Annotated in this window: 13 protein-coding genes and 2 pseudogenes; 5 read left to right on the top strand and 10 right to left on the bottom strand. The window is 67.6% G+C overall.

Annotated features, from left to right (window positions below; genetic code table 11):
- Nucleotides 1-103: 103 nt before the first annotated feature.
- The 3 genes from HMPREF2581_RS08585 to HMPREF2581_RS08575 all read right to left on the bottom strand — a co-directional run bounded on the left by HMPREF2581_RS08585 (nt 104) and on the right by HMPREF2581_RS08575 (nt 4,446).
- Nucleotides 104-1,162, bottom strand: a complete 1,059-nt coding sequence (locus tag HMPREF2581_RS08585; protein ID WP_003090487.1) for an AI-2E family transporter — start codon at nt 1,160-1,162, stop codon at nt 104-106.
- 159 nt (nt 1,163-1,321) lie between these two features.
- Nucleotides 1,322-3,007 carry a methyl-accepting chemotaxis protein gene (locus HMPREF2581_RS08580; RefSeq protein WP_003138923.1) on the bottom strand — a complete coding sequence of 562 codons (1,686 nt, stop codon included), beginning with the start codon at nt 3,005-3,007 and terminating at the stop codon, nt 1,322-1,324.
- 113 nt (nt 3,008-3,120) lie between these two features.
- The gene (locus HMPREF2581_RS08575) at nt 3,121-4,446 is read right to left on the bottom strand and encodes a Na+/H+ antiporter family protein (protein WP_003108736.1); all 1,326 of its coding nucleotides are present in this window, start codon (nt 4,444-4,446) and stop codon (nt 3,121-3,123) included.
- A gap of 258 nt (nt 4,447-4,704) precedes the next feature.
- On the opposite strand from HMPREF2581_RS08575, the pseudogene HMPREF2581_RS33805 reads away from it, so the two are divergent.
- Both HMPREF2581_RS33805 and HMPREF2581_RS33800 read left to right on the top strand, forming a co-directional pair.
- A pseudogene (locus HMPREF2581_RS33805) lies at nt 4,705-5,991 on the top strand (HAMP domain-containing protein); the annotation flags it as partial.
- 321 nt (nt 5,992-6,312) lie between these two features.
- A pseudogene (locus HMPREF2581_RS33800) lies at nt 6,313-6,849 on the top strand (methyl-accepting chemotaxis protein); the annotation flags it as partial.
- Nucleotides 6,850-6,853: 4 nt separating this feature from the next.
- Here the strand turns inward: HMPREF2581_RS33800 and HMPREF2581_RS08565 are convergent.
- The 5 genes from HMPREF2581_RS08565 to HMPREF2581_RS08545 all read right to left on the bottom strand — a co-directional run bounded on the left by HMPREF2581_RS08565 (nt 6,854) and on the right by HMPREF2581_RS08545 (nt 9,880).
- Nucleotides 6,854-7,162, bottom strand: a complete 309-nt coding sequence (locus HMPREF2581_RS08565) for a hypothetical protein (protein WP_003097699.1) — start codon at nt 7,160-7,162, stop codon at nt 6,854-6,856.
- 90 nt (nt 7,163-7,252) lie between these two features.
- Nucleotides 7,253-8,590, bottom strand: coding sequence for a two-component system sensor histidine kinase CarS (gene carS, locus HMPREF2581_RS08560; RefSeq protein ID WP_003097701.1), 1,338 nt, complete (start codon nt 8,588-8,590; stop codon nt 7,253-7,255).
- The gene (gene carR / locus HMPREF2581_RS08555; protein WP_003090494.1) at nt 8,587-9,258 is read right to left on the bottom strand and encodes a two-component system response regulator CarR; all 672 of its coding nucleotides are present in this window, start codon (nt 9,256-9,258) and stop codon (nt 8,587-8,589) included. Before carR ends, carS begins: the two co-directional genes overlap by 4 nt.
- Entirely contained in the window at nt 9,258-9,572 is a 315-nt protein-coding gene (locus tag HMPREF2581_RS08550) for a PepSY domain-containing protein (protein WP_003097704.1), read from the bottom strand. The genes carR and HMPREF2581_RS08550 overlap by 1 nt, the downstream gene beginning before the upstream one ends.
- Nucleotides 9,572-9,880, bottom strand: a complete 309-nt coding sequence (locus tag HMPREF2581_RS08545) for a PepSY domain-containing protein (RefSeq protein ID WP_003090497.1) — start codon at nt 9,878-9,880, stop codon at nt 9,572-9,574. The genes HMPREF2581_RS08550 and HMPREF2581_RS08545 overlap by 1 nt, the downstream gene beginning before the upstream one ends.
- A 214-nt stretch (nt 9,881-10,094) precedes the next feature.
- Between HMPREF2581_RS08545 and HMPREF2581_RS08540 the strand changes: the two genes are divergently transcribed.
- The 3 genes from HMPREF2581_RS08540 to HMPREF2581_RS08530 are packed head-to-tail and all read left to right on the top strand — an operon-like array spanning nt 10,095 to nt 12,347.
- Nucleotides 10,095-11,177, top strand: a complete 1,083-nt coding sequence (locus HMPREF2581_RS08540; protein WP_003138917.1) for a patatin-like phospholipase domain-containing protein — start codon at nt 10,095-10,097, stop codon at nt 11,175-11,177.
- Between the two features lie 26 nt (nt 11,178-11,203).
- Nucleotides 11,204-12,097 carry a hypothetical protein gene (locus HMPREF2581_RS08535; RefSeq protein ID WP_003131077.1) on the top strand — a complete coding sequence of 298 codons (894 nt, stop codon included), beginning with the start codon at nt 11,204-11,206 and terminating at the stop codon, nt 12,095-12,097.
- Nucleotides 12,081-12,347, top strand: a complete 267-nt coding sequence (locus HMPREF2581_RS08530) for a YfeK family protein (RefSeq protein ID WP_003090500.1) — start codon at nt 12,081-12,083, stop codon at nt 12,345-12,347. Before HMPREF2581_RS08535 ends, HMPREF2581_RS08530 begins: the two co-directional genes overlap by 17 nt.
- Here the strand turns inward: HMPREF2581_RS08530 and HMPREF2581_RS08525 are convergent, their stop codons facing one another.
- Together HMPREF2581_RS08525 and ppyR are read right to left on the bottom strand one after the other, a co-directional pair.
- Entirely contained in the window at nt 12,348-13,541 is a 1,194-nt protein-coding gene (locus HMPREF2581_RS08525; RefSeq protein WP_003138915.1) for an NnrS family protein, read from the bottom strand.
- Nucleotides 13,528-13,785, bottom strand: coding sequence for a psl/pyoverdine operon transcriptional regulator PpyR (ppyR, locus tag HMPREF2581_RS08520; RefSeq protein ID WP_003090502.1), 258 nt, complete (start codon nt 13,783-13,785; stop codon nt 13,528-13,530). Before ppyR ends, HMPREF2581_RS08525 begins: the two co-directional genes overlap by 14 nt.
- Between the last annotated feature and the right edge of the window lie 48 nt (nt 13,786-13,833).

The following is a 13,833-nucleotide window of genomic DNA, read 5'->3' as shown; positions in this document are numbered from 1 at the left end:
CACTGCCTGGAGCGGCTCAGCCACGACAGCGCCGTCCATGATGCTTCAAGGCCTGAAACGAACAAGCCCCGCATTCGCGGGGCTTGTCTGCCACGGGCGCGACTCAGGCCTGTGGTTCTTCCTCGCGACCAGTGAACAGGTCCCAACTGGCCATGAACAGCGCGGCGATCAGCGGGCCGATGACGAAGCCGTTGAGGCCGAACAAGGCCATACCGCCGAGGGTGGAGATCAGCACCACGTAGTCCGGCATCTTGGTGTCCTTGCCGACCAGGATCGGGCGCAGGATGTTGTCCACCAGGCCGATCACCACCACGCAGAACAGGATCAGCACTACGCCCTGCCAGATCGCCCCGGTGAGCAGGAAATAGGCCGCCACCGGCGCCCAGATCAGCGCCGCGCCGATGGCCGGCAGCAGCGACAGGAAGGCCATCAGGGTGCCCCAGAGCAAGGCGCCCTCGATGCCCAGCACCCAGAAGATCAGGCCGCCGAGAGCGCCCTGGGTGGCAGCCACGGCGATGTTGCCCTTCACCGTGGCGCGGATCACCGTGGTGAACTTGGCGAACAGGTGGTGCTTGTGTTCCTGGCTCAGCGGCACCGCCTGCTTGATCCGCCGGCCGAGCACGCGACCGTCGCGAAGGAGGAAGAACAGCAGGTAGAGCATGATGCCGAAGCTGATGACGAAGTCGAGGGTGTTCTGGCCGATGCTGAACGCCTTGGTCGCCACCACCTGGCTGGCCTGCATCGCCACCGAGGAGAGCTTCTCCTGCAGGCTCGAGAGATTGGCCAGGTCGAAGCGCTCCAGCCACTGGTGCACCGATGGCGGCAAGGCGGCCACCGCCTGCTGCAGGTAGGCGGCGAAGTTCAGTTCGCCGGACTTGACCCGCTGGTAGACGCTCGCGCCTTCCTGCACCAGCGAACCGGCGATGAAGATCACCGGGATGATCACGATCAGCACGCAGATCAGCAGGGTGATCAGCGCGGCGAGGTTCTTCCGATCCCTCAGACGCACCTGCAGGCGGCGTTGCACCGGGGCGAAGATGATCGCCAGGATGGTGCCCCAGAACACCGCGCCGTAGAACGGCAGCAAGAGCCAGCCGAAGGCGAGCGTGACCACCGCCAGCAACAGGAGAAAAGTCCGGGATTCCAGTTTCGTGTCGAGCATGTCCAATCCATCTGGCAGTGGGAAGCAAAGCATTAGTCAGCCGGCGGAGGTGGATCGTTCACGACTGCCGGCCGACTCCGCCGAATAATGACAGGAAGGCTCTGTGGCGCACCACTGCCGGCTGGCTCTTTTGCCGGCAGCGGTCGCGCGGGGGAAGGGTCAGATGCGGAACTGACCGACCAGCCGGCCCAGGCCCTGGCCCAGTTGCGCCAGGCTGCGGGCGGTCTGCGCGCCCTGCTGGGCCTCGTCGGCGACGCTGTCCACCGCGCCGGCGATCTGGTGCACGCTGCGGTTGATCTCCTCGGCCACCGCGGTCTGTTCCTCGGCGGCGCTGGCGATCTGCGCGTTCATCGCGTTGATGGTGGCAATCAACTGGGCGATGGCGTCCAGCGAATCGCCGGCCTGGTTGGCCTGGTTGCTGGTGCCCTCGCCGGCCTCGCCGGAACGGCGCATGGCGTCGACCGCGGCGTTGGTGCCCTGCTGCAGGCGATCGATCATGCCCTGGATTTCCTGGGTGCTCTGCTGGGTGCGGCTGGCCAGCGCCCGCACTTCGTCGGCGACCACCGCGAAGCCACGTCCGGCCTCGCCGGCACGGGCCGCCTCGATGGCCGCGTTGAGCGCCAGCAGGTTAGTCTGTTCGGCAATGGAGCGGATCACCCCGAGCACGCTGACGATCGACTGCACGTCCTGTTGCAGGCTGTCCAGCGAGGAACCGCTGTCGCGGATCTCGTCCACCAGCGCGTGGATGCGCTCGATGCTGCCGTCCACCACGCGCTTGGCCGCCTGGCCTTCGTGGTCGGTCTGCTGCGCGGCCTCGGCGGCGCGCTGGGCGCTCTGCGCCACTTCATGGGCGGCGGCGGACATCTCGTTGATCGCGGTGGCGACCTGATCGGTCTCGTGGCGCTGGCGCTCCATGGCCTGCTCGGAACGCTCGGCCTGGGCCGACATCTGCTCCACCAGTTGCTTGAGGTCGCCGGTCATCCCGGCGATCTGCCGCACCAGACCGTGGATCTTCTCGACGAAGCGGTTGAAGGAACCGGCCAGCTCGCCCAGCTCGTCGTGGCTGGTCACCGGCAGGCGGCGGGTCAGGTCGCCCTCGCCGGCGGCGATGTCGTCGAGGTTCTGGCGGATCTGGTGCAGCGGACGCAGCATCGCGTTGGCCACCGCCAGGCCGATCACCAGCAGGACCACCAGGAGGACCCCGGCGATCGCCACGATGCTGGCGATCAGGGTGCCGATACGCTCGTCGATGGCTTGCTTGATCTCCACCAGTTGGGCCTCGACGCCGTCGAGGTTGATCGCCGAGCCGATCACCATGTCCCACTTCGGCAGGTACAGGGTGTACGACAGCTTCGGCACCATGACGCTTTCGTTACCTGGCAGCGGCGAGGTATAGGTCACGTAGTGGCTGCCGTTCTTGCCTGCCTCCACCAGTTCGCGGTTGAGGTAGACGCCGCTGGGATCGCGGCGGTCGCGGAAGCTCTTGCCGACGTCCACCGGGCTGTCGCCACGGAACAGGCGCACCACCTGGGAGTCGTAGCCGAAGATATAGCCGTCCTTGCCGTACTTGACCTTCGACAGGCGCGCAATGGCCTCGGCGCGGGCGTTCAGGTCGCCGTTGGCCGAGCGGTCGTACTCGGCCTGGATACTGCCCATGGCGATCTGCACATAGTGCTCGAGTTCGGCACGACGGTCGCCGAGCAGGCGCTCGCGGGTATCCTTGACTTCGGTATCAGCCTGTTTTTTCAGGATCAGCACCGCTCCGCCGCTGAGCACCAGGGCGAAGAGCAGCACCGGCACCATGGCCAGCAGGAGGACTTTGGATTTCAGGGTCAGACGCATCATCAACTCCTAGCATGACGCCCAATAAAAAACGGGATTCCCGTTTCATCGGCAATCCCGTCGGAAGCTTAAGCGGCCGGCCCGACATTCCGTCAGGCGACCGCCCGAAATGGGACTCAGAGCAACATCGCGGCGGCCCAGCCGAACACCAGCAACGGCAGGTTGTAGTGCAGGAAGGTCGGCACCACGGTGTCCCAGATGTGATTGTGCTGGCCGTCGACGTTGAGCCCGGAGGTCGGCCCGAGGGTCGAGTCCGACGCCGGAGAACCTGCATCCCCCAGCGCGCCGGCGGTGCCGACGATGCTGACGATGGCCAGCGGGCTGAAGCCCAGTTGCACCGCCAGCGGGACGAAGATCGCGGCGATGATCGGCACGGTGGAGAACGACGAGCCGATGCCCATGGTGACCAGCAGGCCGACCAGCAGCATCAGCATGGCGCCGACCGCCTTGCTGTTGCCGATCCAGGCCACCGAGGCGTCGACCAGGCTCTGCACCTCGCCGGTGGCCTTCATCACCTCGGCGAAACCGGCCGCGGCGATCATGATGAAACCGATGGTGGCCATCATCTTCATGCCTTCGGTGAACAGGTCGTCGGTCTCCTTCCAGCGCACCACGCCGGACAGCGAGAAGACCACGAAACCGACCAGCGCGCCGATGATCATCGAGTCCAGCCACAGCTGCACGACGAACGCGGCGACGATGGAGACCCCGGCCACCGCCAGGCTTTTCGGGCTATAGCTGACATCGACGCGTTCGGCCTGCTCGATCCGCTGCAAGTCGTAGACGCGCTTGCGGCGGTAGCTGAACAGCACCGCGATGAGCAACCCGGCGAGCATGCCCAGGGCCGGGATGAACATGGCGTGGGTGACGTTGATCCCGCTGACGTCGACGCCGTTGCGCGCCACGTTGGCCAGCAGGATTTCATTGAGGAAGATGTTGCCGAAGCCCACCGGCAGGAACATGTACGGGGTGATGAGGCCGAAGGTGATGACGCAGGCGATCAATCGCCGGTCGATCTGCAGCTTGCTCAGCACATAGAGCAGCGGCGGCACCAGCAGCGGGATGAAGGCGATGTGGATCGGCAGGATATTCTGCGAGGATACCGCCACGCAGAGCAGCAGGCCGACCAGGATCCACTTGAACGCACCGGCGCCCTTGCCCTGCTCGTCGTGCCGGCCGAGCAGCACCAGGACCTTGTCGGCCAGCGCATGGGCCACGCCGGAGCGAGCGATGGCCACGGCGAAGGCGCCGAGCATGGCGTACGACAGGGCCACCGTGGCGCCGCCGCCGAGGCCGCCGTTGAAGGCCTTGAGAGTCCCCTCCAGGCCTAGGCCACCGAACAGTCCGCCGACCACCGCGCCGATGATCAGCGCCAGCACGACATGCACACGGCAAAGGCTGAGGACGAGCATCAGTGCGACCGCCAGCACCACTGCGTTCATCGTTGAACTCCTTGCAAATGAAACGAACCCGGCCGCCTGCGACCGAAAAAAGGGGCGTACTCTGCTACAGCCATCCCCGCCTGTCAAAGCCGCGCATGGGCGAATGTCGCCTGGCTATAAACCGTTGTGCACGGTTCTTGCGTGCGATTCGCCGCACGACGGCAATCCGGCGCCAGCGAACGCACCGTCGTCAAGAATGGGCGAGCCCTGCCGATAAGCCTTGGGCCCCCGCAGTTTCTTCGTACAAGGACCCCTCCCATGTTCCTTCGCCGCCTGTCCATCCAATGGAAGATCACCCTGCTGGCAGGCCTCTGCCTGCTCGGCGTGGTCGCCTTGCTGGTCGGCCTTTCGGTCTACCGCATGCAGCACAGCAGCGTACTGGTGAAAAGCGCCAGTACGCAGATGCTCGACGAATCGGCGCGCCTGCGCCTGGAAGCCCGCGGGGAATTGCAGGCGTTGCGCATCCAGCGCTATTTCATGGATGCCTTCCAGTACGGCAAGGGTTTCTCCCGGCAGATCCTGTTCCTCCGCGACCAGGCGCAGAAGCGCTTCCTCGACGCCTACGACCTGCGCGAAGACCTGACCCGCCAGGTGCGTACCGCGCTCGCCGCCAATCCCGAGGTGCTCGGCCTGTACGTGGTCTTCGAACCCAACGCACTGGACGGCAAGGACGAACTGTTCGTCGACCAGCCCGCCCTGGGCAGCAACGACAAGGGACGCTTCTCCCTGTACTGGGCGCAGGCCACGCCGGGACAGCTGGAGTCCGAGTCGATGGTCGAGTCCGAACTCGCCGACACCAGCAGCGGGCCTAGCGGCGCGGCCTACAACGCCTGGTACACCTGCCCGAAGGAAAGCGCTCAACCCTGCGTGCTCGATCCCTACTTCGACAAGGTCGGCGAGCGCCAACTGCTGATGACCAGCATCGCCTTCCCCCTCGAACTGGATGGCAAGGTGATCGGCGTGATGGGCCTGGACATCAACCTGAGCAATCTGCAGGCGCTCAGCGAACAGGGCAACCGCGAACTCTACGACGGCGTTGGCCAGGTCGGCATCCTCAGCCCGGCCGGGCTGTTCGCCGGCAACAGCCGCGACGCTGGCCTGCTCGGCAAGAACCTGGCCAAGGCGGATCCGCAGCACGCCGACGAACTCCTGCAACTGCTGGCCGCCGGCAAGAGCCAATTGTTCAACGAGAACGACGACCTCAAGGTGCTGCAACCGTTGCAGCCGATTCCCGGCGCCAAGCCCTGGGGCGTGCTCCTCGAAGTGCCGAAGAGCGCCCTGCTCGGCCCGGCCCTGGCGCTGGAGCGGCAACTGGACGACATGCGCCGCGAAGGCACCTGGGTCGAACTGGGCCTCGGCCTCGGCGCCGCGGTGCTCGGCCTGCTGGTGCTGTGGCTGAGCGCCCGCGGCGTGACCCGGCCGATCCTCGGCGTCGCCCACATGCTGCGCGACATCGCCAGCGGCGAAGGCGACCTGACCCAGCGTCTGCCGCACACCGGGCGCGACGAGCTGGGCGAACTGGCCGGTTGGTTCAACCGTTTCCTCGACAAGCTGCAGCCGATCATCCGCGACGTGAAGGTCTCGGTGCGCGATGCGCGCAGTACCGCCGACCAGTCGGCGGCGATTTCCAGCCAGACCAGCGCCGGCATGCAGCAGCAGTTCCGCGAGATCGATCAGGTCGCCACCGCATCCCACGAGATGACCGCCACTGCCCAGGACGTCGCCCGTAGCGCCGCCCAGGCCGCCGACGCCGCGCGCGGTGCCGACCAGGCGACCCGCGACGGTCTGGCGCTGATCGACCGCACCACCCAGAGCATCGACAGCCTGGCCGCCAACCTGACCAGCGCCATGGGCCAGGTCGAGCAACTGGCCAGCAGCAGCGAGGAAATCGGTTCGGTGCTGGAAGTGATCCGCGCCATCGCCGAGCAGACCAACCTGCTGGCGCTCAACGCGGCCATCGAGGCGGCCCGCGCCGGCGACGCCGGCCGCGGCTTCGCGGTGGTCGCCGACGAAGTGCGCAACCTCGCCCGGCGCACCCAGGACTCGGTGGAACAGATCCGCGGGGTGATCGAAGGCCTGCAACAGGGCACCCGCGACGTGGTCGACGCCATGCACGGCAGCCATCGCCAGGCCCAGGGCAGCGTCGAGCAGGTGGATGAAGCGGTGGCCGCGCTGCAACGGATCGGCGAGGCGGTGACGGTGATCAACGACATGAATCTACAGATTGCCAGCGCCGCCGAGGAACAGAGCTCGGTAGCCGAGGAGATCAACCGCAATGTCGCGGCGATCCGTGACGTCACCGAGTCGCTGTCGAGCCAGGCCGAGGAATCGGCCCAGGTCAGTCAGTCGCTGAACCGCCTGGCCAACCACCAGCAGGGCCTGATGGAACAGTTCAAGGCCTGACCGTTCACGGCCTGAATAGCGCCGGGGGGCCGTAGGTCCCCCAGATCGCCAGGCGGGCCAGCGAGCGCAGCCAGCCACGCAGACGCGCCGGGGCTCCCGCCTCGGCCACCTTCGCTGCCGCTGTCCCGGCCTGTCGCGGCTCGCCGCGCTCGCTGCGCAACGCGTTTTCCACGGCCTGCTCGTAGCGAGCCTGCGCGGGTAACCGCGGCGACCGCCCCTCCTCTCGCTGTCCACTGGACTCGCCCAACAGGAACACCAGCACCGGCAGCATCAGCGCCCAGCGCCAGCGGCCCGTACCCGTCCGCCGTTTCATCGTCCAAGACCTCCTTGCAAGAAGCCCGGGATGCTAGGGAAAGCGCAGGAGGAAATCTTGCCGGGACTGTCGGCAAATGGTGAAGAACTGTTAAGCCCTGGCGGCGCGGCCGCTCTTCTGCAACGACAACTCGATGCTCACTCGCAGGCCGCCCAGCGGGCTGTCTTCGAGACTCAGGCGGCCACCGCAGGCCTCGGCGATGTCGCGCGCGATGCCCAGGCCCAGGCCATGGCCGCTGACCTGCTCGTCGAGCCGGGTACCCCGCTCGAGCACCGCCTGGCGCTGGTCGGGGAGGATGCCGGGGCCGTCATCGTCGACCTTCAGGCGGACCATGCCCTCGCCCTGCGCGACAGTCAGGCGGACTTCGCTATCGGCCCACTTGCAGGCGTTGTCCAGCAGATTGCCGAGCATCTCCAGCAGGTCCTCGCGGTCCCATGGCAGGCGCAGCCCCGGTGGCGCGCTCCAGCTCACCTGCAGGTGCGGGCCGTGGATCAGGCGCAGGGTGTCGCACAGCGACGGCAACTCCTCGGCGCAATCGAAATGTGCGCCAGGCAGCGCTTCGCCGACCAGGCGCGCCTTGCCCAACTCGCGACCGAGGCGCTGCTGGATCTGTTCCAGCTGCTCGCGCAGGACCTGTTGCAACTCCGGCTGGCGCGCCATCTCCTCGCGCTCGGCGAGGCTGACCAGCACCGCCAGCGGCGTCTTCAGGGCGTGACCGAGGTTGCCCAGGGCGTTGCGCGAACGCTTCAGGGTCTCCTCGGTGTGTGCCAGCAGGTGGTTGATCTGCTCCACCAGCGGCTCCAGCTCCTCGGGAGCCTGGTTGTCCAGTTGGCTGCGCTGACCCTGCTGCAGCTGGGCGATCTGCAGGCGCACCTCCTCCAGCGGACGCAGCGAACGACGCACGGTCAGGCGCTGCAACAGCAATACCAGGAGCAGCGCCAGGGCGCCGGCGCCCAGACCCATCCACTGCACGCGGGCGAAGCTTTCCAGGATCGGCGTATAGTCCTGCGCCACCACGATCCGCAGCTTCTGGCCCATGCGCTTGTAGTGGCCGCGGAACACCAGCAGTCGCTGCTCCTCGGGCCCATCGACCAGGCCCTGCACCAGCCCTTTCTTGTGCGGCACCTCCAGCTCGCTGTCCCACAGGGAGCGTGAGCGCCAGGTGTCCTTTTCCAGCTCGATGACGAAATAGCGCCCGGAATACGGGCGCTGGAACGCCGGGTTGAGGCGTTGCTCGTCCAGTTGCATGCCGTTCGGCCCGCGCACCATGGCCACCAGCAGGTTCTCCGCCTCCTCGCGCAGGTTGCCGGCGAAATAGCGCCGCAGGCCCTGGTCGAACAGCCACAGGCCGGTCTGCGCGAGGACCAGCCCGACCACCAGCAGCACCGCGAACAGGCCGACGCTCAAGCGCCGCTGGATCGACCTCATCCGGCGGCCACCCCGGCGTAGCGGTAGCCCTGGCCACGGCGGGTCTCGATCACCTCGCGGCCGAGCTTGCGCCGCAGGTGGTTGACGTGGACCTCGATGACGTTGGAATCGCGTTCGGTCTCGCCGTCGTACAGATGCTCGGCCAGGTGCCCCTTGGACAGGACCTGGCCGGGGTGCAGCATGAAATAGCGCAGCAGGCGGAATTCGGCGGCGGTCAGGTCGACGTCGGCGCCGTTCAGGCACACGCACTGACGCTGCTCGTCCAGGCGCAGCCCGGCGGCCTCCAGCTGGCTCTGGTTGGCCAGCCCATGGGCGCGGCGCAACAGGGCCTGGATGCGCAAGGCCAACTCTTCCGGATGGAACGGCTTGGTCAGATAGTCGTCGGCACCGGCCTTGAGCCCATCGATGCGTTCGGCCCAGGAACCGCGCGCGGTGAGGATCAGCACCGGAGTCGCGAGTCCCAGGCCACGCCACTCCTGGAGTATCTCCAGGCCGGGACGCCCGGGCAGGCCGAGGTCGAGAATGATCAGGTCGTAGGGCTCGCTGGCGCCCTGCACCGCCGCGTCGCGGCCGTCGGCCAGCCAGTCCACCGCGTAGCCCTGGCGGGTCAGGCTGGCCATCAGTTCGTCGGCCAGGGGAACGTGATCCTCAACCAGCAGCAACCGCATCAGTCGTCTTCCTCGTCCTTCAGGATGCGGCCGTTGCGGGCATCCAGTTCCAGTTCACGCACGACGCCGTCGCGGGTGAGCAGTTCCACCTCGTAGACATAGACGTCGTCTTCCTCTTCCAGCTCGACCTCCAGCAGGCGCGCCCCGGGGTAACGCCCCAGGGCTTCCTGCATGAGGGATTCGAGCGGCTGTATCACACCGTCCTGGCGCAGGCGCAGGACCTCGTCCTGGTCCAGGTCGCGCGCCATCGCCTCGAGGCTGATGACCGCCAGGACCAGTGCGACGATCCCGGCGTAGCGCATGAGCCACTTCATCAGTCGTCCTGGTGGTCCTTGAGCACGGCGCCGGTAGCGGCATCCAGCTCCAGGTCCCACTTCACGCCCTGCGGGTCGCGCAACTCGACCTGGTAGATGTAGCGGCCGTATTCCTCTTCCAGCTCGGTATCGTGGACGCTCGAGCCGGGATGCTTGGCGATGGCGTTCTTGTTCAGCTCTTCGAAGGACTTGATGGTCCCGGCGTCACGCAGCTTCAGCGCCTCGTCCGGGCCGAGGTCGCGGGCCTGGGCCAGGCCGGCAGTCAGGGCGATGGCGGTGGCGGCGAACAGGGCAGTCAGTTTCTTCATGGGAATCTCTCCGTGGGAATCAATCGTGTTGCTTTCGACGGTTTGCAGATTAACCGGGCGCTCTTAATTGAAGCTGAATTTGCCGCAAGGACATGGCCGGGGCGCGCCATAGGGTAACGGAAAGCCTCTGCGATGGGGCTCGCCGGCGTTCGAAAGCGCTTGGTCCTGCGACAACTCGTCCTATAATCGCCGGTCCGCAAGGGAGAAGACCAGCATGCCAGCCATCCAGATCAAGTCCCCCGCACTGACCCTCAAGGCCGGTCGCCGCGCCCTCGCCCGCATCCGCGAGCGCGGACTGCAGCCGGCCGACGTCGGCATCGTCCCCGGTGCCGCCGGCGGGCCAAAGGCGCTGGGCATCCAGGGACTGGACCTGGCGATCTTCGGCGAGTGGCTGCCGCGCGCCCCGCGCGAACGCTCGCTGATCGGCGCCTCCATCGGTTCCTGGCGCTTCGCCAGCGCCTGCCTGCCCGACGCCGTGGCCGGCCTCACCCGCCTCGGCGAGCTGTACACCCGGCAGCGTTTTCCCAAAGGCGTGAGCATCGCCGAAGTCTCGCGCAAGTGCGCGGCGATGCTCGACGACCTGCTCGCCGGCCAGGACGCGCGGATCCTCGACAACCCGCTGTACCGCCTCAACGTGGTGGTGGTGAAGAGCCACGGGCGCCTCGCCCACGACCACAAGGCCAGCCTCGGCCTGGGGCTGTCCTCGGTGATCCGCGACAACCTGATCGGCCGCCGCCACCTGCACCGCCACTTCGAACGGGTGATCCTGCATGACGCCCGCCAGGCGCCGCCGCTGGCCGCGCTGACCGACTTCCCGTCGCGCTACCTGCACCTGGACGGCGGCAACCTGCGCCAGGCGCTGCTCGCCTCCGGCTCGATCCCGATGGTCATGGAAGGCGTCCGCAACCTGCCTGGCGCCGGCCCCGGCACCTACCGCGACGGCGGCCTGCTCGACTACCATCTCGACCTGCCCTACGAGGACCGCGGCGTGGTGCTCTACCCGCACTTCACCGACAAGGTGATCCCCGGCTGGTTCGACAAGGGCTTGCCCTGGCGCCGTGGCGACGCCGGGCGCCTGCAGGACGTGCTGCTGCTGGCGCCGTCGCGCGAGTACCTGGCGCGCCTGCCGCACGCCAAGCTGCCGGACCGCAAGGACTTCACCCGCTACCTCGGCGACGACGACGGCCGCGAGCGCTACTGGCGCCAGGCGATGGCGGAAAGCCGCAGGCTCGGCGACGAATTCCTCGAACTGGTCGACGGCGGCCGGCTCGGCGAACGCCTGCAAGCGCTGGACTGAGCCGCCACCGACGAGAAGGATCCTGCATGAAACTGGCCGTAGCGCTGATCCACGGCATCGGCGACCAGCCCGATAGCCGCGACGAGGACGGTCTGCACAGCTACGCCCGCGAACTGGTGGCGGCGCTGCGCCGACGTCTCGGCGCGGAAGCCGGCGAGGTGGCCTTCCAGAGCCTGTACTGGGCCAGCGTGCTGGACGCCCGCGAGCTGGACTACCTCAAGCGCATCGAGCGCGAGCCGCTGGGCTGGCGCTGGCTGCGCCGGGCGGTGACGCTGTTCCTCGGCGACGCCAGCGGCTACCGCAAGGTCAGCGCCGCCTACGACACCACCTACCAGCAGGTCCACCAGCACGTGCGCAGCGGGATCATGGCCCTGCGCGCGAAGGTCGGGCCGCAGACGCCGCTGGTGATCCTCGCCCACTCCCTGGGCGGGCACATCGTATCCAACTTCATCTGGGACCAGCAGAAACTCAACCGCACGCCGAGTTGCTCGATCGACCCCTTCCTCGGCCTGGAAACCCTGGCCGGGCTGGTCACCTTCGGTTGCAACATCCCGCTGTTCACCTTCGCCTACGAGAAGGTCTGTCCGATCCGCTTTCCCGGCCACTGCCTGACCCCGGCGATCCGCCAGCAGGCACGCTGGCTGAACGTCTACGCGCCGGCCGATCCGCTCGGCTATCCGCTGCGGCCGTTGCAGAACTACGCCGCGGTCGTCCACGAGGACCTCGCCCTGCCGGTCGGTCCCTGGTACAAGCGGCACACCCCGTTGAGCCACATGGAGTACTGGAACGATGCGCGCTTTCACGATTACCTGGCGGACTACCTGCGCCGCCTGTTGGCTGCTGGCCTCGAGCCTGCCGGCGCTGGCCGCGCCCTCCCCGCAGGCGAGCCAGGAGATCGGCCGCTTGCTGAGCTTTGTTGAAGACAGCGGCTGCACCTTCATCCGCAACGGCAGCGAATACCCGGCCGCGGAAGCCCGCGCCCACCTGCAGAAGAAGCTCGACTACCTGGAGCGCAAGGATCTGGTCGCCAGCAGCGAGGACTTCATCGAGCGCGCCGCGACCCAGAGCAGCCTCAGCGGCAAGCCCTACCAGGTGCGCTGCGCCGGGCAGACGCGCAACTCCGCCGACTGGCTGAACCAGGAGCTGCGGCGTCTGCGGCAAGCCCCCTGATCAACCGGGATGGCCGTCGACCCGCGGACGACACAGCATCGGCGCGTAGCACCAGGCGAATAGCAGGAACGCCAAAGCCCACAGTCCGCCTGCCAGGGGCAGCGCCCAGTTCGCCGGCAACAGGCTGGGCAGGAACACCCGCGCCGCGCAGCCGAGATTGAGCAGGGCGAAAGCCCAGGGCATCGCTGCCGGCGGTTGCAGCGCGCGACCGGTATGGCCGAGAGTGACCCGTGCCAGCATCGCCAGGATCAACCCGCCCATGCCGCCCACCGCCAGCGCGTGCAGCGCCTGGCTCGGCGCCAGCGCCAGGCCCAGGCTCCAGAGCGCTATGCCGAGCGGCGCCACGGCGATCCAGAAATACGCCAGGTGCAGCGACCAGAGCAGCGGCACCTGCCAGATGCCGCGATCGCGCCAACGCCACAGGCGCCACAGTTGCGCACCGCCGAGGGCGGCGAACAGTCCTGCAAGCCAGGGCGTCGGCTGCGCCGTGACGCCCGCGGCGGTGAGCAGCGCCACCAGCACGCAGCCCAGCAGGATGCCATTGTCCAGCCAGGCGATCGCCGGCACCTGCTGCTGACGGCCGAGACCGCGCTGGGTGAAGAACGGGATCACCCGCCCGCCGATGAGGTTCATCATCCCGGCGATCAGCCATAGCGCGGCGATGGAGGCACGCCGTTGCCAGTCGTCGTTGCCCTCGAACAGGCCGAGCAGGACCAGGGCGTCGGCCAGGGTCAACAGCAGCAACAGGCCCACCACCGGGTAATTGCGCTTCTGCCGCACCCGCCACAGGCTGCGACCGATAGCCCAGGCCAATAGCGGCAGGAAGCTCAGTTGCAGCACCAGCAGCAGCGCCAGCGGCGCATCGAATAGCCAGGCCAGGCGCGCCGCCAGCCAGAGCCCGGCGAGCAGGGCCAGGGGTTTGCCCTGCAGGCCGGGTACGCCGGTCCAGGTCTGCACGGCGGTCAACAGGAAGCCGGCGATGATCGCCACGCCGAAACCGAAGAGCATTTCGTGACGATGCCAGGCCAGCCAGCCACCGACCGGTTGCCAGCCGCTCCAGAGCCCGGCCAGCGCCGCCAGCCAGAGCGCGATGGCGAGGACCGCGAACAGCGCGCCGCCGAGGAAGAACGGGCGGAAGCCCAGGCGCCAGATCGGCGGTATGGCCATCAGCCTGGAACGATCAAGCACTTGCACAGCAGACCTCCCAACCGGGTCGACGCATGCGGAACAGCGCGCTCAGGCGCATCACGTAGCCAATCTTCAACAGGGTCGGGCCGAGGATCACCAGCGCATGGGAAAACACCAGCGCCGGCATGTTCAGGTAGCGGTCGAGGAAATAGGCGGCGATCACGCCGGCGACGAGCAGCGCCAGGCCGGCCGCCAGCAGCCCGTGACCGATCCGCAGCACCCGCCGTGGACAATCGAACAGAGCGTTCATCTCGATCTCCTTTTTCCGAAAAGGGCCGACGCACCTCGCGCCGGCCCG

Source organism: Pseudomonas sp. HMSC057H01 (assembly GCF_001836405.1).
GTDB lineage: Bacteria > Pseudomonadota > Gammaproteobacteria > Pseudomonadales > Pseudomonadaceae > Pseudomonas > Pseudomonas aeruginosa.
This window is presented reverse-complemented; position numbering and strand designations above follow the sequence as displayed.